Annotated in this window: 20 protein-coding genes, 1 tRNA gene and 1 pseudogene; 13 read left to right on the top strand and 9 right to left on the bottom strand. The window is 37.2% G+C overall.

Features of this window, described 5'->3' with window-relative positions; translation table 11 throughout:
- Window positions 1-7: 7 nt before the first annotated feature.
- Together IPN70_02280 and IPN70_02275 are read right to left on the bottom strand one after the other, a co-directional pair.
- Complete coding sequence (locus tag IPN70_02280; protein ID QQS61733.1) at window positions 8-1,786, bottom strand: translation initiation factor IF-2; 1,779 nt, start codon at window positions 1,784-1,786, stop codon at window positions 8-10.
- Window positions 1,787-1,834: 48 nt separating this feature from the next.
- Complete coding sequence (locus IPN70_02275; protein ID QQS61732.1) at window positions 1,835-2,377, bottom strand: DUF4446 family protein; 543 nt, start codon at window positions 2,375-2,377, stop codon at window positions 1,835-1,837.
- A 450-nt stretch (window positions 2,378-2,827) separates the two neighbouring features.
- Here IPN70_02275 and IPN70_02270 point away from each other — a divergent pair, with 450 nt between their 5' ends.
- The gene (locus tag IPN70_02270; protein QQS61731.1) at window positions 2,828-5,020 is read left to right on the top strand and encodes a hypothetical protein; all 2,193 of its coding nucleotides are present in this window, start codon (window positions 2,828-2,830) and stop codon (window positions 5,018-5,020) included.
- A 735-nt stretch (window positions 5,021-5,755) separates the two neighbouring features.
- Here the strand turns inward: IPN70_02270 and IPN70_02265 are convergent.
- The 5 genes from IPN70_02265 to IPN70_02245 are packed head-to-tail and all read right to left on the bottom strand — an operon-like array spanning window position 5,756 to window position 8,722.
- Window positions 5,756-6,685: a DHH family phosphoesterase gene (locus IPN70_02265; protein ID QQS61730.1), complete on the bottom strand. Its 930-nt coding sequence runs from the start codon at window positions 6,683-6,685 to the stop codon at window positions 5,756-5,758.
- A gap of 3 nt (window positions 6,686-6,688) precedes the next feature.
- Window positions 6,689-7,081 carry an HAD hydrolase-like protein gene (locus IPN70_02260; GenBank protein QQS61729.1) on the bottom strand — a complete coding sequence of 131 codons (393 nt, stop codon included), beginning with the start codon at window positions 7,079-7,081 and terminating at the stop codon, window positions 6,689-6,691.
- A gap of 3 nt (window positions 7,082-7,084) precedes the next feature.
- Window positions 7,085-7,672: an NUDIX hydrolase gene (locus tag IPN70_02255; protein QQS61728.1), complete on the bottom strand. Its 588-nt coding sequence runs from the start codon at window positions 7,670-7,672 to the stop codon at window positions 7,085-7,087.
- A gap of 5 nt (window positions 7,673-7,677) precedes the next feature.
- Window positions 7,678-8,523, bottom strand: coding sequence for a short-chain dehydrogenase (locus IPN70_02250; protein QQS61727.1), 846 nt, complete (start codon window positions 8,521-8,523; stop codon window positions 7,678-7,680).
- Window position 8,524: 1 nt separating this feature from the next.
- The gene (locus tag IPN70_02245; protein QQS61726.1) at window positions 8,525-8,722 is read right to left on the bottom strand and encodes a helix-turn-helix transcriptional regulator; all 198 of its coding nucleotides are present in this window, start codon (window positions 8,720-8,722) and stop codon (window positions 8,525-8,527) included.
- Window positions 8,723-8,750: 28 nt separating this feature from the next.
- Between IPN70_02245 and IPN70_02240 the strand changes: the two genes are divergently transcribed.
- Window positions 8,751-9,329 carry a hypothetical protein gene (locus IPN70_02240; protein ID QQS61725.1) on the top strand — a complete coding sequence of 193 codons (579 nt, stop codon included), beginning with the start codon at window positions 8,751-8,753 and terminating at the stop codon, window positions 9,327-9,329.
- Window positions 9,326-9,784, top strand: a pseudogene (locus tag IPN70_02235) (recombinase family protein). Before IPN70_02240 ends, IPN70_02235 begins: the two are co-directional and overlap by 4 nt.
- 1,047 nt (window positions 9,785-10,831) lie before the next feature.
- Here IPN70_02235 and IPN70_02230 read toward each other — a convergent pair.
- Window positions 10,832-10,921, bottom strand: a tRNA-Ser gene (locus IPN70_02230).
- A 238-nt stretch (window positions 10,922-11,159) separates the two neighbouring features.
- Here IPN70_02230 and IPN70_02225 point away from each other — a divergent pair.
- The 10 genes from IPN70_02225 to IPN70_02180 all read left to right on the top strand — a co-directional run bounded on the left by IPN70_02225 (window position 11,160) and on the right by IPN70_02180 (window position 17,487).
- Window positions 11,160-11,744: a methyltransferase domain-containing protein gene (locus tag IPN70_02225; protein ID QQS61724.1), complete on the top strand. Its 585-nt coding sequence runs from the start codon at window positions 11,160-11,162 to the stop codon at window positions 11,742-11,744.
- On the top strand, window positions 11,741-13,138 hold the full coding sequence (locus tag IPN70_02220) for an extracellular solute-binding protein (GenBank protein QQS61723.1): 1,398 nt from the start codon (window positions 11,741-11,743) through the stop codon (window positions 13,136-13,138). Before IPN70_02225 ends, IPN70_02220 begins: the two co-directional genes overlap by 4 nt.
- 13 nt (window positions 13,139-13,151) lie before the next feature.
- Entirely contained in the window at window positions 13,152-13,421 is a 270-nt protein-coding gene (locus tag IPN70_02215; protein ID QQS61722.1) for a hypothetical protein, read from the top strand.
- 80 nt (window positions 13,422-13,501) lie between these two features.
- Window positions 13,502-13,864: a hypothetical protein gene (locus IPN70_02210; GenBank protein ID QQS61721.1), complete on the top strand. Its 363-nt coding sequence runs from the start codon at window positions 13,502-13,504 to the stop codon at window positions 13,862-13,864.
- Between the two features lie 89 nt (window positions 13,865-13,953).
- Entirely contained in the window at window positions 13,954-14,136 is a 183-nt protein-coding gene (locus tag IPN70_02205; GenBank protein QQS61720.1) for a hypothetical protein, read from the top strand.
- An 80-nt stretch (window positions 14,137-14,216) separates the two neighbouring features.
- On the top strand, window positions 14,217-14,573 hold the full coding sequence (locus IPN70_02200) for a hypothetical protein (protein ID QQS61719.1): 357 nt from the start codon (window positions 14,217-14,219) through the stop codon (window positions 14,571-14,573).
- A 181-nt stretch (window positions 14,574-14,754) separates the two neighbouring features.
- Window positions 14,755-15,138, top strand: a complete 384-nt coding sequence (locus IPN70_02195) for a TrbC/VirB2 family protein (protein QQS61718.1) — start codon at window positions 14,755-14,757, stop codon at window positions 15,136-15,138.
- A gap of 33 nt (window positions 15,139-15,171) precedes the next feature.
- Complete coding sequence (locus tag IPN70_02190) at window positions 15,172-15,582, top strand: hypothetical protein (GenBank protein QQS61717.1); 411 nt, start codon at window positions 15,172-15,174, stop codon at window positions 15,580-15,582.
- A 32-nt stretch (window positions 15,583-15,614) separates the two neighbouring features.
- Window positions 15,615-16,844 carry a hypothetical protein gene (locus IPN70_02185; protein ID QQS61716.1) on the top strand — a complete coding sequence of 410 codons (1,230 nt, stop codon included), beginning with the start codon at window positions 15,615-15,617 and terminating at the stop codon, window positions 16,842-16,844.
- Window positions 16,845-16,869: 25 nt separating this feature from the next.
- Window positions 16,870-17,487 (top strand): hypothetical protein, encoded by a 618-nt coding sequence (locus IPN70_02180; GenBank protein QQS61715.1) that lies wholly within the window; start codon window positions 16,870-16,872, stop codon window positions 17,485-17,487.
- Window positions 17,488-17,586: 99 nt separating this feature from the next.
- Here the strand turns inward: IPN70_02180 and IPN70_02175 are convergent, their stop codons facing one another.
- Window positions 17,587-18,270, bottom strand: coding sequence for a hypothetical protein (locus tag IPN70_02175; GenBank protein QQS61714.1), 684 nt, complete (start codon window positions 18,268-18,270; stop codon window positions 17,587-17,589).
- Window positions 18,271-18,276 lie beyond the last annotated feature (6 nt).

Raw genomic sequence — 18,276 nt, 5'->3', positions numbered from 1 at the left:
GGTATTTTTATCGAGATGCTGAGAGTGTTCGTTTTCGTATTTCTTGAAAAGAACAGACGAGAATGTCTCCAGCGACAATGCGAGTTTCACCTTCAAAGGTAACTCCACATTCGTAATTTTGTTTTACCTCATTTACATCGACTTTATTCTGTTGCAAGTTGACGAGTTTTCCTATTCCAATAAGACGATCTTCGCGCATAACTTCAATATTAGCTCCTTTGGCAATCTTTCCTTTTATGACTTTTCCTCCCAAAATCATATCTTTCTTTGTTGTTTTGAAAATTGCAAGCACTCCCATTTTCCCAAGATCTGTGCGGATCACTTCTGGTTCAAGGAGATTTTCCATTCGAGTTTTTATATCATCAACCAATTCATAAATAATACGATATGTTTTTATTTCAACAGAGTCAGCTTGAGCCATTCTTTTAGCAACAGGGGTTGCTTCTACGCTAAATCCAAAAATAGAAGCCTCACCAGCTTTTGCTGAGCGAATATCGGATTCTGTTATACTCCCAATGCCAGCATCAATATAATCAAGAGAAACTTCATCATTGGTAAATGTAGAAAGGATTTGTTGAACTGCTTCGAGAGATCCTTGTGTATCTGCCTTAAGGATAACGGAAACTACTTTTTTTGAATCATCTTTTTGAGCTGAGATTGTTTTTTTCTTTGAGAAGTTTATGGTATCTCGTAAGCGTCTTTCTTTTTTTGCATCAATAACTTGCAAAATAGTGTTTGACTGAGGTACGTCAGAAAGTCCTATTATAGTTGCTGGAACAGAAGGTTCTGCGAAAGGTATGGATTCACCCTTCCAGTTTTCTATCCTTCGAATTCGTCCAGAAACTGTTCCCGCTACAACATCCTGACCTACTCGGAATGTTCCTGTTTTTACTAATACGATCGCAACAGGACCTTTTTTCGCATCAAGATTTCCTTCAAGAACAATACCTAAACCATCTCGTTTTTTATCAGCTGAAAAGTCTTCTACTTCAGAAAGAAGGAGAATACTTTCTAATAATTGATCGACACCTTTTCCACTTTTACCACTTACCTCAGCACACATAACATCTCCTCCCCAACCTTCCAAGAGAATGCCATGCTCAGAAACCTCTTGTTTTACTCGAGCAGTTTTAGCTTCCGGTTTATCAATTTTCGTTATAGCTACGATGGTAGGTATTTTCTTTTCCTTTAAATACGCGATAACTTCCTTTGTTTGAGGTTTTACTCCGTCATCAGCAGCAACAACAAGGATTGCTATATCTGCCAAGGAAACACCACGTTGTCGCATAGATGCGAAGGCCTCATGACCAGGTGTGTCGACAAATGTTATATATTTACCTTGTTTTTTTGTTTGATAAGCACTGATGCCTTGAGTAATCCCTCCGACTTCAGATTGAGCAACGCTTGCTTTGCGAATATAATCAAGTAGAGTAGTTTTTCCATGATCAACGTGTCCGAGAATAGTAACTATTGGTGGACGAGGAGTAAGTCTTAAACCCTTCTCTTTTTCTTGACGACAAATTTCAAGAAGTTTTTCTAAGGTAACGCTTTCCCCAGCAGTAACATCTAAGTCTTTTTGTGTAGTGAATCCAAGATCTTGCGCTATAATACTGGCTGTTTCAAAATCAATCTCATCATTTATAGTGGCCAAGATTTTATTTTTCATCAATTCCATTATAACTGCAGAAACAGAAAGTTGAAGAATTTCAGAAAATCTTTGGACAGTTATTGTTTCGGGGATTTTTATTATTTTTTCTTCACTTTGAGGAGATGTAGTTGTTGTCATATAAAAATGATTCTATGATGATTAATTGAGAGTTATGATAATAAAAAATTACTTTTCACTTTTTTGAAATCCTTTTATTTTTTTTATTGATGCTTGGATTACAGCTTGTTTTTCTTCTTTTGAAAATTCATAACCATCCAGAGCCTCTCCTTTGTAAACAGGTTTGGCGTATATCCTCGTTCCTTCTCGGGTATAAAGAGATGAAATAACCATACCTGTTTTTTCTTTATCCAAAAAAGAAAGGGCAAAACTTTGATTTCCTCCAATATCTTTAAAAGGATTAAATCTTATAAGGCCCATTTTATAAGGACTTTTTGTGGCTAATCGATAAACATTATTACTGAAGGATGCGAGGTCTTTTACATCTTTTTCAAGTTGTTGTGTGTGACGTATATTTTCTATAATAACGGATTCAAAGTCTTTAGCTTCTTGCGTGCCAGAAAAAAAAATTTTTAACGTTTCATTAATTTTTCGAACGTAAATCCAAAGTAAGGTAAGAAAAAGAAGAAGAAATATTATTCCTCCAGAAAGAATCCAAATCCATAACCAAAAATCACTAGGCGCATCCATGAGGAAAATGTAGCACAACATTTTTATTTTGTCTATAAGAATTATTCAATGAAAAAGTGTTTAATTACAATAAGTAAAGAAAATCATTTTTTGGAAAGTAAAAATTTTAAAAAAGCTCTGTAGTAGAAAAAGAATTACATAGAATGCTTTTTTGAATAATTTTTATATATAAATAGGGGAGAATTCTCAAAAACTATCGTAGAAGAACCAGCAAGTCAACAAGGCTTAGATGGTGGATATCAATATTGTACGGTAGTTAGTGATAATGCTTCCGCAAATCATATAGCAAACGGATCTTTCTATGTGTACTGTGCGAAATTTAAAACAAGCGCTACTAATATATGCAGTTCACAAAGAAATTCTCAAGCACTGCATCGTTGGAAAATTACTTTACAATAGAGAAAAATTATAAAGTCTTGAACATCTCCCACAAAAGAGTATCATTACTACTATAACCTAAAACACACAACTATGTTTTCAAAAAAAACAAAAAAAAACAAAAAAAAACAAAAAAAAGATTCTAAAATACAAATCATTTCTCTTCTTCTTGTCATAAGCTTTTTTCTTGGAAGTATTCTTCTTATTCAAAAAGCAACAACAAGGGATATCTTCTCAGGAATTTCTTTTGATTTACCATTTTCAGATGCTGCAAGTGCTAAACCTGCTATAGGAGCTTTTGATGGTCCTGACTCCAATACTTGTAGTGTAAAAGGTTGGGCCTATGATCCTGATAACTCCAGAACATCTATCTGGGTTCATTTTTATGAAGGAGCTCCTTATGGTAAAGGAGGAAAATTTATAGCAGGATGTCAAACAAAAGTTTCCAGACCTGATATAAACAAAGGTTATGGTATTAGTGGAACTCATGGCTTTGACTGTAAACTTCCTTCCTCATTCCGTAATCAAGGTGAAAAGAATATATACATTCATGCTATTGATATTTCTGGAGGACCAAACAATGTCATTAGTGGTTCACCAAAGAAAATTAACTGTTCTACACAACAAGGACAACAAACTCTTACTGTAGCAAAAGCTGGTACTGGAGCAGGAACAATAGTATCAAATCCTTCTGGAATTAATTGTGGTACAACATGTTCAAAAACATTACCTCAAAATACAAAGGTTACACTCACAGCTTCACCTCAAAGTGGAAATACTTTTGAAGGATGGACAGGGGATTGTAGAGGAACAAGTAAAACGTGTTCTGTATCTCTCACACAATCTCGTAATGTAACAGCTACGTTTAAGGGTTCGAGAGGAGGAGATCCTACTTTGCCAGCAGAATTTTCAGATGGAGGCACTGTGCTTATTTTTGCCCATCAAGATGATGATTTACTCTGGATGTTTCCATTTTTTAAGGTAGCTCAAAAATTTGTACTTTCTGCATATCCAGCAACACCTCCTTTTGAAAATATTGTAAATAAAACCCCTTATAACTATAGCCAGAAATGGGAAACGATTTATGGAAGAACGGATGTTTCAACGTACATAGCTCAATACAAAACAAATCCAATCTCTCGACAATCACTTGTTTCCGCTAGTGTTCTTGAAGCTAAATTAAAACCAATTATGAGTGCGAGTACCACAAAGCGCATTGTGACGCATAATAATTGGGGTGAATATGGTCATGAACAACACCGCCTTGTTAATAAAGTTGTGAGAAAACTTGCAGCTCAATACGGAAAAGATGTGTGGGCACTTTCAACTGTCGTTGATATGAGAAATGATATCTATCAAGATAAGGGCAGTCTCTCAATGAACTCTTTTCAAGTCACGTATAACCAAAGTGAATTTTATGCAGTGCGACAATTATATCTTGATGAAGATATTAGACAAAAAGATTTACTAACGTGGACATGGAAGAGTGGTAATAATTCCTATCCGTATGGAAAAAGAACGTATGTGAAGTTGGTAGATAAAGGTTCAGATAAATCTTCTTCAAATGCTCAGATAGCTCAAATCTTAAAAGATCAACCTTCTTACAGAGGACCCTATGATTCCGAATCACTTTTCGGTGCTGTAATGGTAAGAAATGACTATTGTAAAGGACCTAAGCCTGCAGGTGATATTTGGGATGGAGAAACGATCGATCCCATTTCATGCAATAATTTGGAGCAGCCAGTCTGTGAAAGAGGTTTCTATTTGTCAAAAATCGGAAGTGTGCCCGATGCCGGGGGAGCGTACACGGTGTATACGTGCAAAGCAAATACAAACTCATATCCAGCGATAAAAGAAAAAGGAAAATTATATGGCGTTGGTATAGTTACTATGCAACAAGGCAATGCTGTTGGTTGCGGAGCATCTTCTCCAATGACTTGTGGAGGGGATAATATACCTATTTGTGAGAGTGGTTTTCGTCGCATTGGAACAGGTTCAATAACAGAAAGTTTTACGTCTAGATATTATTCATGCGAGTCAATATCAGGATCTTTTACGAGTCCTCGTAAGGGCGGACTTTATGGGTATGCTGTTGTGGTTCAAAATTCGAACGGATCTATTCGTTCATGCACGGGGCCAAGAGGAGAGACTTTACAGTTCCCAATTTCGTGCCCCGATTACAATGGTGTGGCAGAATGTGCAAATGGATATCGAAGATTTATGATAGGAACACTTCTTGCTGCAGATGGTTCTATAGAAAAATATATGTCATGCGAATCGATGTAGATAATTCTACTTCGAAAGTATAGGAAATAAAAAACTCTCATGAATTAGGGCATGAGAGTTTTTTTTAAGTAAGAGAGAGATTCCCCTTCGGGCCGGGGACTTTCGGTGACTTTTGTCGCTTCGCAAGTCCCTTCTCATTCCAAAGAAAGCAAAACTCTTTGCTTTCTTTCTCTTCCTCATTCACTTCGTTCACTGCCCAGAGTGGGATTTTCGCCTCACTCCCAAAATGGGAGTTCGTTGTCCTGGGTAGCGCTGAATGCTCATTTATTCGCATCCATCGATACTCGAGGACTCGCTCCTACCCGTTCGAATCCCTTTGATTTTTCACAATATTTTCTCCAATACGGGAAATTAATCCCATATTGGAAAAAACTCTATAGCGGTATTCATTGTACAAAATTCGAACCTTTTTTGAAACCAATCCCGATGAGGAATGAATCGCCCCGCCACCGCCTCGCAGAGCCTCGGCAACCCCGAAAGAAAAAACACTCCTTGCATTTCTGATTTGGCGGGGGTGAATTTTCTTTTGAAAAAGGAAAGGGTGTTTTTCTTTCGGGGTTCTGCCCTCCAAGTATTCGGGCAGTGTGGCGGGACGAAATGCGGACTCGGTTTTGCCAAAACTATTTTCTGGGGGAAAGGATTTGGCAAAACCTCGACTGAATTTCCCGCCCGCAGGAGGGGTCTGGGGAGGAATGCGGGCGGGTTTCGGACTGGGGGTTTTTGGAAATTCGGCGGCTATTTCAATTCTAACTCATCCTTCAACAAAGGAACAATTTGCTTGCGCATAATCAGATTTGGTCGCTCCGCGACTACGCCAGCAAATTGAACTTTCAAAACTTTTTCCAAAAGTTTTTGTGTTTCGGAATCTTGAGCGACAAAAAAGTTTTTTGTATCTTCAAGCTCGATTGTATTTTGGAAGATAAAATCTAGGCCCATCTCTTTTTTGATTTTATCTAACACTTGAACAATCTCGCTACTTCTTTTGTCTACAAGTTTTTTAGCACCAATCATTTCAACTTGGGCGATACCAACTTTTTTGTCGCCCATAACAAACCATGCGAAATCGCCCTCTATTCTTTCTGTAAGTTTATTGCCTGATAAATCTGATTTTACGATAAACAAATCTTTCCAAAAATCTTCGGGCAATTTCGCAACCTTATTGAGCCATTCGGCTGCTACTTTGTCGCGGTCAGTGGTAACGCTTCCCTTGAAATTGAGGGTATTGGAAATTATTGCTCCGTAAACAAGTGTTGCTGATTCTTTCGATATATCAACTTTGTTTTGCATAAATTTTTCTGCGACAAGAGTAGCGGCCGCACCAACAAGCTCAATTTGCGCTTTGGCATTGGGAAATTTATCCGCCTCATGGACTTTTCTGTGGTCGATAATTTCGATGACTTTTTCGGCAGATATTTTTCCCTCAAGTCCATTGAGGTCGCTTGCATCCACGAGTATCACTTCATCGAAATTATCCGCGTTTTCTATCATTGGCGGATATTCAAAGCCAAAGCAATCTAAAATATACTTCGCTTCGTCGTGTGGTTCGCCAATAATCCCTACGACAGTATTTTTGCCAGTTTTCTGTAAAAATTCGCCGTAGGCGATTGCGCCAGCAACGCCGTCGAGGTCGGGATTTACATAACAAGTTACGAGGATTGGTTTCATATATTAAATGCTGTTTTCCAAGAAAATACTCAACTCTCTCAATGGTCTTTTCTCGTTGTCCCAAAAATGAGTTTTGATACCGACTGATTGAGCACTTTTTACTGCTTCAGGGTTGTGCTCAAAATAAACAACATCTTCCGGCTTAAAGTTAAAATGCTCAAGCATTTTTTTGTAATACTCGGAGTTGGTTTTTTCAGGGTCGTGTTTTAGTGTAAAAACTTCATATGGCATTTTATCCAGACCAAATTTCTTAAACTGTTCATCATTCGCACCAGTAAGAATTATTTTGGTGTTTGGAAACTCGTTGAGCATTTTTTGCACTGGCTCAAAAATCTCGAAACCATTTTCGGTTTCTACAACAAACGCATCTACGGCATCAACTAAAATTGTTTTCATAAATTAAAATTTTGGGTTAAATAACTTTTTAAGTTCTTCATTCTTTTCTGGGTAAAGTTTCGCCTCGTAAAGTTTTGGAATTATTTCCTTTTCAACAAAATTTTTATTTAATGCAATTTCAATAAACTCATCGAGATCAACTAACTTTAGAGTGATTTTTTCGCCAGCATCGAGATTCATTTCAGAAACTTTTTTAAGCCCTTTGGCGATAAAAGTATAAACAACCCAATCAATTTTTGATGTCGGGTGTTGGGCGTCCCAAAGGACAAACTCTGATGCTTCGTAACCACTTTCTTCAAGAAGTTCGCGTTTCGCCGCTTCCAAAATATCTTCGCCCTTATCAACTCTCCCGCCAGTCGCCCCGATAAAAGGTTCTTTGCCGGGTTGTTCTTGTTCTGTAAGTATAATTTTCCCGTCATCTAAAACTGGAAAAACGACAACGGTATCAGGGCGTTTCAGTTTTTCAAAAAGAGTTTTTGTTCCGTCAAAAAGTTCTTGCTCCCATTGATAGACATCAAAAAGCACTCCAGCAAAAACCTTTTTGGCGTTATCGGGAATCGGTTGTTTAGATTTTGGTCTGTTTATTTCCATAAGTTTTATACTCCATTTATTTTGCCATGTGTTTTCTGAATTGCGGCACGAGCAGAAGCGGCTTTTTCTGCTTTTTCTTTAGCAATAATTTTTTCGTCAAGAATTTGCTCAATTCCGATTTTCACTGTTTCGAAATATTGCAAACACTCATCTTCGCCTAGGGCATGAATACCTTTACTCAAAATTGCATATAATGAGCGATTTTCGACAAGGAATTCTGGTAAATATTCTTTTACCATTTCAATTTTGTCATCCATTCTTGCTCGTATATATGCTTCGTCCGAGAACGATTCGTCTTCCGCCTTTGCTTTATTATGAGCTTCTTCAATAAGATTTTCAAAAACACGGCGAAGATACACGAATGAACCGATACCTACGCCATGAGCGGATAGACCGATCCCGCGTGTAAATTCCTTATATTGTTCTTCGTCAAGAATTTTTCGATACGACTCAACTTGAGGTATTTGAAAATCAGCAACAGATGGAAACTGTCCAACTTTTGTAAAAAAATCACCCGCCTTAAAATAATAAGTGTGGTAAGCATGGGATTCGTTACGAGTGCAACGATACTCTATTTCTATCAATCCATTATTTCTTTTTGTCCAGGGAGGAACAGAAACATTATCAGATAGATAGTTGTATGCCCTAAACACGCCTTCTTTTCCGCACCAAATACAATAAGCATCAATAGTTGATCTGTTACTTAAAATTTCATATATGGCTCTTGAAATAGCTTTAGTGGACAAATCAAAATTGTGGTAAGGAGGCATTTCAAGATGAAAAGCCTTTGGTGATTCAAGATACAAATCAGGTTGCACTTCTATATTATTTTGTTCTTCTTGATTATCCATATTATTTCAAAATTTCCTCCATAGGAACGCCCAACGACTTGGCGATTTTTTGGATTGTTTGAACACTTGGTTTTGTAACAACACCACCCTCAATTTTTGTAAGGGTAGAGTATTTGATGTCCGCTTTCTTCGCCAAGTCGTCTTGCGTCAATCCTTGTTTTGTTCGTATTCGTTTTATGTTTTCTGATATAGTTGCCATAGTATCCAAACTTTGATAGTATTATCTTATGAGAAGATTCTTTCTTTGCTCACAAAACAATGATAGCAAAAATTATAGATTTATTCAATCTGAATTTTCTGATTTTGTAGCCGCCGAATTTCCAAAAACCCCCAGTCCGAAACCCGCCCGCATTCCTCCCCAGACCCCTCCTGCGGGCGGGAAATTCAGTCGAGGTTTTGCCAAATCCTTTCCCCCAGAAAATAGTTTTGGCAAAACCGAGTCCGCATTTCGTCCCGCCACACTGCCCGAATACTTGGAGGGCAGAACCCCGAAAGAAAAACACCCTTTCCTTTTTCAAAAGAAAATTCACCCCCGCCAAATCAGAAATGCAAGGAGTGTTTTTTCTTTCGGGGTTGCCGAGGCTCTGCGAGGCGGTGGCGGGGCGATTCATTCCTCATCGGGATTGGTTTCAAAAAAGGTTCGAATTTTGTACAATGAATACCGCAATTTTTCGAAAAGGGTTTCAGAACCAAAAATATGGTCGGCGCGAAGCGCCGTCTGTTCTGCATTCCCCCCACAAAATCCTGATTCTGCAAGGATTCGCCACGCTCCGCGTGGCTCCTCGTTTGCCAATACAATTTTATGAATAATCACACCAGAAAGTTTTTTATCTATACTCGCAAATCAATCGACACCGAAGATCGGCAAGTGAGAAGCATTTCGGATCAACTGGCCGAACTCAAACTATTGGCGATAAAAGAGGATATTGATGTCGTTGATATTTTTGTAGAAAAACAAACTGCAAAATCTCCGGGTCGGCCAGTATTTAATGAAATGCTTCTCCGTATCGAGCAAGGTGAAGCAAATGGAATTTTGGCGTGGCATCCCGACAGATTAGCGAGAAATAGTGTTGATGGTGGAAAAGTTATTTACTTGCTCGATACGGGCAAAATTGCCGAGCTAAAATTTCCAACTTTCTGGTGTGATCCGACACCGCAAGGCAAGTTCATGCTCTCAATCGCTTTTTCGCAATCCAAGTATTATGTAGATAACTTGTCAGAAAATATCAAACGAGGTCATCGCAACAAAGTGAAAGACGGAATATGGCCTCAAATGTCTCCGCTCGGATATGTAAATGTGAAAGGTGCTGGAATCATTCCCGATATTGAAATTGCTAAACTGATTAAAAAGACATTTGAGGCATATTCGTCTGGGTCTTTCACTTTGCGACAACTCCGCGACAAATTTAACGGACTTGGATTGAAGCGAAAAAGCGGAAAGGAACTTGCGGTGTCGAACTATCAGCAAATCCTCAAAAATCCTATCTATACGGGTTTAATGAGGTATAACGGAGAGATTTTTGAGGGTAAGCACGAACCGATTATCACAAAGAAACTTTTTGATTCCGTTCAAGAAGTGATGATGAGGAAATCTAAACCTCACTCCAAAGGACTGAAACCATTTTTGTATAGAGGATTTTTCCGTTGTGGAGAATGTGGTTGTTTCATTACCACTGAAACCCAAAAAGGTCATAATTATTTGCGATGTACCAAACGGAAAAATCCTTGCTTGCAAAAATATGTTCGCGAAGAACTCATCACTTCTCAAATTGCAGAAAGTATCAAAAAAGTTTCTTTGCCACTCGATTGGGCAAATTGGATGATTGTCGAAAATGAGAAAAACCGACAATCAGAAAATCAATCGAGTGAGATTTTTTCTCAAAAAACAAAAGATGAAATTTCTCTTTTGGATTCAAAAGTTGAAAAGTTGATGAACTTATATTTAGAAAATGTTCTGTCTTTGGAAGAATATCGTGATTCTAAAAATAAGTTAGTGAATCAAAAACAACTTTTAAAAGAGAAATTATCGGCTTTTGAGAAAAAATCCAATAATCGGTTCGAACTTACCGAAAATCTTCTAAAAGCCAATATTTATATGGTGGAATTGGCTAACGAGAAAACAAATGAAGAATTTCTTCATTTGTTTAAAAAAGTCGGTTCGAACTTTCAAATTAAGGATCGAACCGTCTTTTTTGAGCCACGCGGAGCGTGGAAAAACCTTTTGAATTCGGGAATTTTTGGCGGGAATGCGTTTGCGTCGGCGCTTCGCGCCGACCCCATTTCGGCTTCTGATTCCGATTTCCAATTTTGGCGGAGAGAGTGGGATTCGAACCCACGGTACCGTTTCCGATACAACAGTTTTCGAGACTGTCCTATTCGACCACTCTAGCATCTCTCCTTGAATATTTTCTAAAAATATAAATAAAATATTTCAGAACATTTTATTTTTTATAAAGTTTTTTGAAAAATAAAAACATTCTCTTCTTTTTGTAGATGATTTTTTTTCTTTTTGCAAGCACTTTATTTTCTCTATTTTTCATCTTTTTTTGTCTCGGAAATATTTTTTTGTAAAGATGATGAATATAGGATATAATACTTAATGTCTTTCTTACTAAAAGAGAATAAAAATTAAAATTATGGATCCGAACACTTCGCCAAATGAAACTATAAAAACAAAATCATTTCTTGAACCAAATAAAATTTTTGATCAGATACCTATTCGCTTAGGGATGCATGTTGCTGATTTTGGTACAGGAGCTGGACATTTTACTATTGAGGCAGCACGACGCGTAGCACCTTCTGGAAAAGTATATGCATTAGATATCTTGACTCAAGCATTAGAGTCTGTAGAGAGTCGTGCGATGATGGAATCTTTAAATAGTATCGAAACAAGAAGAGTAAATTTAGAAAAATTAGGAGGATCAACACTTGATGATGCGAGTATTGATCTTGTCATTGCTAAAGACATTCTTTTTATGAACCAAGATAAGAAAGTTATTTTGGAAGAAATTGTGAGGGTTCTTGCTCTTGGAGGAATGGTTTTTCTAGCTGAATGGGATTCAGATCCTTCTAATGTTTTAGGACCACCTCTTGAAAAACGATTACGTAAAGAAGATCTTTTAAAACTTGCTTACGAAGTTGGCCTTGGGGATGAACGTGTTGTCTCTGTAGGAGATTATCATTACGGGTTCCTTTTTATTAAAAAAGAAAAAGCGATATGATGAAATCAAAATTTCCTGCATATATTGCAGCAGCTGTTGGTTTGGTTCTTTTGATAATAGCTATTCTTTTTCTTATTTATGTTACCGTTTCGGGTCCTGAAGGATATCAGCTTGAATTAGAAGTTTGGGGACCAACAGAAGATAGTTATGCATATGCTGAAATTAATGATGCTTATGAAACTGCTAGTCCGTTTATATCTTCTATTACACACAAAAAGGTTCTTGTGGATGAGTACAAAAGAGATCTTCTTTCCGCACTAGCTTCGGGAGAGGGTCCTGATGTTTTTCTTATTCGAAATACATGGATTCCTGAATTTCAAGATAAAATAGCACCCGTTCCTTCTGGAGCAATTTTAAACAGAGATACTGTCCAAAGAGAGTTTGTAGATGTCGTTGCTAATGATGTTATTTTGGATGATAAAATTTACGGATTACCCCTTTCCGTTGATTCTTTAGCTCTTTACTATAACAAAGATATTTTTAACATAGAAGGAATAACGAATCCTCCAAAAACATGGGATCAATTTCTTGCCCTTACGAATCAGTTAACGAGAAAAGATAATCTAGGATCTATTACAAGAAGTGGTACTTCCTTAGGAACGGCAAAAAATATTAATAGAGCTACAGATATTTTGAATATGTTATTTCTTCAGTTCGGAACAAATCTAGAATTTACAACAAGAGAAAAGACTGCCCCCTCTTCTATACTAGGATCAAAAGGCCAAGAGGCTTTGCAGTTTTATGAGCAATTTGCTGATATCAATTCTCCCTACTATAGCTGGAATCTTCGGGAAGATTATTCCATAGACGCTTTTCAAGAAGGTGATTTGGCAATGATGCTAAATTATTCTTGGCAGTACGAAACGATAAAACGAAAGAATCCTCGCTTAAACTTTGCTGTAGCACCCCTTCCTCAATTTGCGGGATCTGCTTCAGAAATTAATTATCCCAATTATTGGGTATTCGTTGTAGCAAAAAATAAAAAAGCGCAAGGAGAAATTGATCCTGCTTATAAAGATGACGTAAGAATTTTTGAATCTTGGCAATACCTTCGTTATCTCACAGTACACAAAGGAGGACCTCAATTATTCACAAATATTATATCAGGGAATCAAAAAGAAATTTCTATAGGAATAAATCCTGCTAAGGTGTATGTAGAAAAAACAAAATCTCCCGCAGCAAGAAGAGATCTTATTGAAGAACAGAAAACTGATCCCATTCTCGGGCCTTTCGTAACAGGAAATCTCATCGCAAGATCATGGAGACAATATGATGCTGACGCTATAGAAACAACAATGGCTCAAATAATTGATGATGTTCATTCGGCGAAAACAACTATTTTTGAAGCTGTTCGTCTTTTAGAGGAACGTATTCGAACACTTTCTCGTCGATAAAAGTAATATATCTATGATTTTTGAAATAGCCCAAGCTGGAGTTATTGATGATGCTCCCAAGGTAGCAGAAGTTCTTCGTAAGATATTCTTTTTTCTTCTCACGATCTCAGGCACTATCTTCCTTCTTACTTTTGTTTTTTCTGGAGTTTTATATCTTTTTTCAAGAGGAGATGCGAAAAATATAGAACGGGCCAAAAGATCAACTTTTTTTGCTCTCGTGGGTTTATTAGGAATTCTTATGATTATGATTATTTTCTACACCCTCAGTATTTTGCTTGAGTAGAAAAAAATGATATACTTTCAGTACAAAGATAAAAGAAATAAAAAAATGAACGAAAATACAATGAAAGGAGGTGAAGAAAAATGATCAATACTATAAAAAAAGCTTTCTATGTTTTGAGTTTGTGCGTTCTTACTGTTCCTGCAGCGGTAAGTGCTCAATTAGATATGGCTCAATATAAGACCGACTCTGAGTTATCAACATCTACAATTTGGGAGACTATCCAAAGACTTATGCAATGGCTTCTTTATATTCTTGGATTTGTTGCGGTAATCGCTTTTGTGATTTCCGGTTTGATCTATCTTACTTCTGGTGGGAACGAAGATAGAGCCTCTACAGCAAAGAATGCCATGGTATATGCTATAATAGGAGTAGTAGTAGCCCTGCTAGGTCTCATTATTCTTAATGCAGCTAATGCATGGCTATTGAATTCTAATGAATTCTAATTTTATTGAGAACTCAAATAAAAACAGTGCACTCGAGCACTGTTTTTATTTGGAGAAAAATACTTTACATTATTTAGAAGGGCCTTTTCATGATCTCAGGCACTATCTTCCTTCTTACTTTTGTTTTTTCTGGAGTTTTATATCTTTTTTCAAGAGGAGATGCGAAAAATATAGAACGGGCCAAAAGATCAACTTTTTTTGCTCTCGTGGGTTTATTAGGAATTCTTATGATTATGATTATTTTCTACACCCTCAGTATTTTGCTTGAGTAGAAAAAAATGATATACTTTCAGTACAAAGATAAAAGAAATAAAAAAATGAACGAAAATACAATGAAAGGAGGTGAAGAAAAATGATCAATACTATAAAAAAAGCTTTCTATGTTTTGAGTTTGTGCGTTCTTACTGTTCCTGCAGCGGTAAGTGCTCAACTTAGTACCGGAGGTTATGGTTCAGGATTATCACAATCTACAATCTGGTCAGTTATCCAAAGGCTTATGCAATGGCTTCTTTATATTTTGGGAATGATTGCTATTATTGCTTTTGTGATCTCCGGTTTGATCTATCTTACTTCTGGTGGAAGTGATGATAGAGCCTCTACAGCAAAGAATGCTATGGTGTATGCTATAATAGGAGTAGTAGTAGCCCTGCTAGGTCTCATTATTCTTACAGCTGTAAATAGTTGGCTTGCTGGAAGTAATGATTTTTAATTTTTTCCAAATAATACAGAAAGATTTTTGTTTTAGCAGAGAATTAAGCTCAAAAGATATATTGAATAAAAACTTACACTCTTTAAGAGAAAAGGATAAAACGACGCGAAAAAGCGTCGTTTTGTGTAGAAGGAAATCTGTGGTATTCTACATGTATAAGTTTTATTGAAAAAATAAAAATATGGAAAAGAATCAAAAAAAATCGTTAATGACCTTTCTCCCGGGAATAATTCTTTTGGGAATAACATTTGTTTCTTCTCACGCTCTTGCACTTACTTCTGGATGGAATAAGGGGAATTATACGGGTTACGGACTTTCTAGTAAAACTATTGCGGAGACTATTCAAAATCTTATGCTTTGGCTTTTGTATATTTTGGGAATGATTGCCATTATTGCCTTTGTGATTTCCGGTATTATGTATCTCACTTCAGGAGGGGATGAAAAACAAACAGAGTCAGCTAAACGCTATATGATAGGATCTATCATAGGTGTGGTAATAGCACTTTCAGGAGTTATTATTCTTACAGCGGTAAGTAATTGGCTTGATGGAAATGCTCTTTTTTAATTTTTACATAAAAAAGAATAAAATAAAAAATATATGAAATACACTTTTTTTTCTTCATTCGCTCTGATTCTTTTTTTTAGTTTATTTTTTATTTTTTCTCAAACGTCACAGGCTGTAACTGAATGCCCTGATGGTTTTGATGTGCTTTCAGGTGTTTGCGTTCCTACGGAGACAGGACTTTCTGAGGGAGCTGATCCCGCTAATCCTATTTGGTCGGTTTTGGATACTTTTCTTAAATGGATTTTGAGTATTTTCGGAATTATTGCTATTATTGCTTTTGTGGTTTCAGGTATTATGTACCTCACTTCAGGAGGGGATGAGAATCAAATCGACAGTGCTAAACGATATATGATTTGGTCAATAGTGGGTGTTATTACTGCATTATCTGGACTTATTATCATTTATGCCGTAGATGCGTGGTTGAATGGAAATTCGTTATTTTAGTGAATGTAGAATAAATAAGATGTATAAAATGTATGCGATTTTTCCTTGTTTTATTTCTTGCCTTCGGAATATTTTTTTTCTCAGCTCAAGATTCTTTGGCTGCTCAGTATTGTTTTATAGCTAATGTTTCAGGATCTCAAATTGAGCAATGTTTTTCTACTATAGGAGAATGTCAAAATAGACAAAGTTTTTATCCAAATATTGTAAAACCTTGTACTGAAAAGATATCAACTTGTCAAGCCCCAGCACAATGTATTCCTGGTGCGGGAATTTGTCCTGCCGGAAAAGATCCTGGTCAGGGGAATTGTGATGGAGATCCCAATACTGTCTGTTGCAAAGACTCAACTCCTGAAGTTAAGTGTGCACAGGGACAAGGTTCGTGCAAAGCGAGTTGTGGAGCAAACGAGAAATCTTTCACTGATTCTACTTCTCCTTGTAAGGGAGCTACTCCGCAATGTTGTATCCCGAGCGCCCAAAGCTGTTCTAGTGGAAATGGTGTTTGTTTTGCAACTTGTTCAGCGGGTTGGACTTCTGCTGGTGAATGTCCAACAACACCCACAACACCTAAGTGTTGCACACAAAACACGACACAAGATAAATGTCAAGCTGCTGGGGGATCTTGTGTTTCGGATGCGGAGTGTACGGGAACTAAATTACTGAGCATACCATGTGATTCAGGTAAAATTTGCTGTAAAGTTAGCACGCCTCCTCCAGGAGGAAGTGCTGGAGGGGGGACTTCGGCGTACTACCAATTTTTAAATCCTTTTAAATATAATACATTACAGCAAGTTATTACTGCGATGCTCAATTTCTTTCAGGGAGTCATTGTTGTTTTATCATTGGTGTTTATTATAATCGGAGCAGTTCTTTATATAACGAGTTCGGGGAATGAAAAGATGCTAACGCTTGCCAAGGGAGCAATTCTGGCTTCTATGATAGGACTTGCTCTAGGGATAGCGGCGCCAACGTTTTTAAATGAAATTTATACGATTGTTGGTGGAAATACAGAAATTCCTACGGAAGTGAGTGAAGCAACATCTATTTATACAATACTCATGAATACATTAAATCTTCTTCTTACTCTCATAGGAACCCTTTCTATTATTATGATGGTTGTGGGAGGTATCATGTATCTTTTCTCAGGGGGAAGTGAAGCAAGAATTGAGGCGGGTAAAAAAATAGTTATATTCTCAGGTATTGGACTTGTAGTAGCACTCATTTCTCTTATAGTTGTGCGTCAAATAGCTATGTTTTTTGGTTAATTAAAAATAGTTTTTAATGAAAAATATGAAAAAAATACAGTATCGTTTTTTGGGGATAAGTATTTTTCTTTTTTTCTTTTTTTGTGTACCCATGGAGTCATTTGCATCATCTGGGGCATCTGGAATTTATTGGCAAAATCCACTTAATTATGACACGGTACAAGGCGTTCTTGGTTCTATTCTTGAATATCTTCAGGGAATTATCGTACTTCTCTCTGTTGTCTTTTTGGTTATTGGCGGTGTTATTTATACCACAAGTGGGGGAAATGAAGGATCGATAAAAATTGCTAAGGGCGCAGTTCTCGCTTCGATGATAGGACTTGCTATAGGAATAGTAGCACCAACGTTTCTTAAAGAAATTTATCTGATTCTTGAAGCTGGACCAAATGTTGTTAAAACTCCGGTAGAAAGTGCCACCCCACTCATAGATATCGCTCTTAATGTTTTGAATTTTCTCCTTGCTATCGTGGGAGTTATTTCTCTTATTATGATGGTTGTGGGAGGTATTATGTATCTTGTTTCTGGTGGAAGTGAAAAAAGAATTGAAACGGGTAAAAAAATATTTATTTATGCTCTTGTGGGACTTACTATCGCACTTGCTTCATTGCTCATTGTGCGTCAAATAGGATTACTTATGGAATAGAAAGGGGGAATTGGTTAATGATCCCTATTATTTCTTATTGAGAGTAGTAGTTTTTCGTATAAAAAAGGGTGACGCAAATTTTGCATCACCCTGTAATATTCATTCCCTTTCAAACGCGAGCTTGATGGGATTTCCTTTTCCCCCGAGCTCGAGAAGGGAGTAGCCTTTGAACTCCTGTGGGAGATTAGTTTCAACGGTGAGTTTTTGACACTCGCCTTTGACTACTACTACATCTCCGGTGGGTCTGTTTCTACTGACATCCGAAGATACCAATAGATTTCCAAATCTTTTTTCATCCTTGATGATAAGTCTGGAAACAGTCTTTTGATCTACCGAGGAGCGATCTTCTTTGTCGTAAAACCCCGTGTAATAACCATCTCCTTTGGTGTACTGATAGTGAGGGGTTTGTGTCTGGACTCTTACAAACTTCCAGATCCCTTGAGGGAGACAATCTAGAGTCTCTCCCTTTCTGAGATCTTTCATTTTGTAAGAGATGAGAACTTCTCCAATGACATGCTTTTTCACCGTGTCAGGAACTACTTGCATCCAGAATGATTCTCTCGTTTCATTCCAGAGAAGGGATCCGACAACGATAAAGAGAATAAATCTCCTCATCCCATACCCCGTTGCAAATTTTTTCAAACTCGCAAAAAGGGAAGTTGTTGCTGGTGTTGAGGTTGTTACTGTCGTTGGTCTCGCTTTTCTTGGAATAGCCAAGAAGACCTTATACCCAACGTAAATCAGCATGGAGAGAAAAATCCCTCCAATAAGAAGTTCGAACATTTCTTC

It is taken from the genome of Candidatus Moraniibacteriota bacterium (assembly GCA_016699795.1).
Classification (GTDB): domain Bacteria; phylum Patescibacteriota; class Minisyncoccia; order Moranbacterales.
This window is presented reverse-complemented; position numbering and strand designations above follow the sequence as displayed.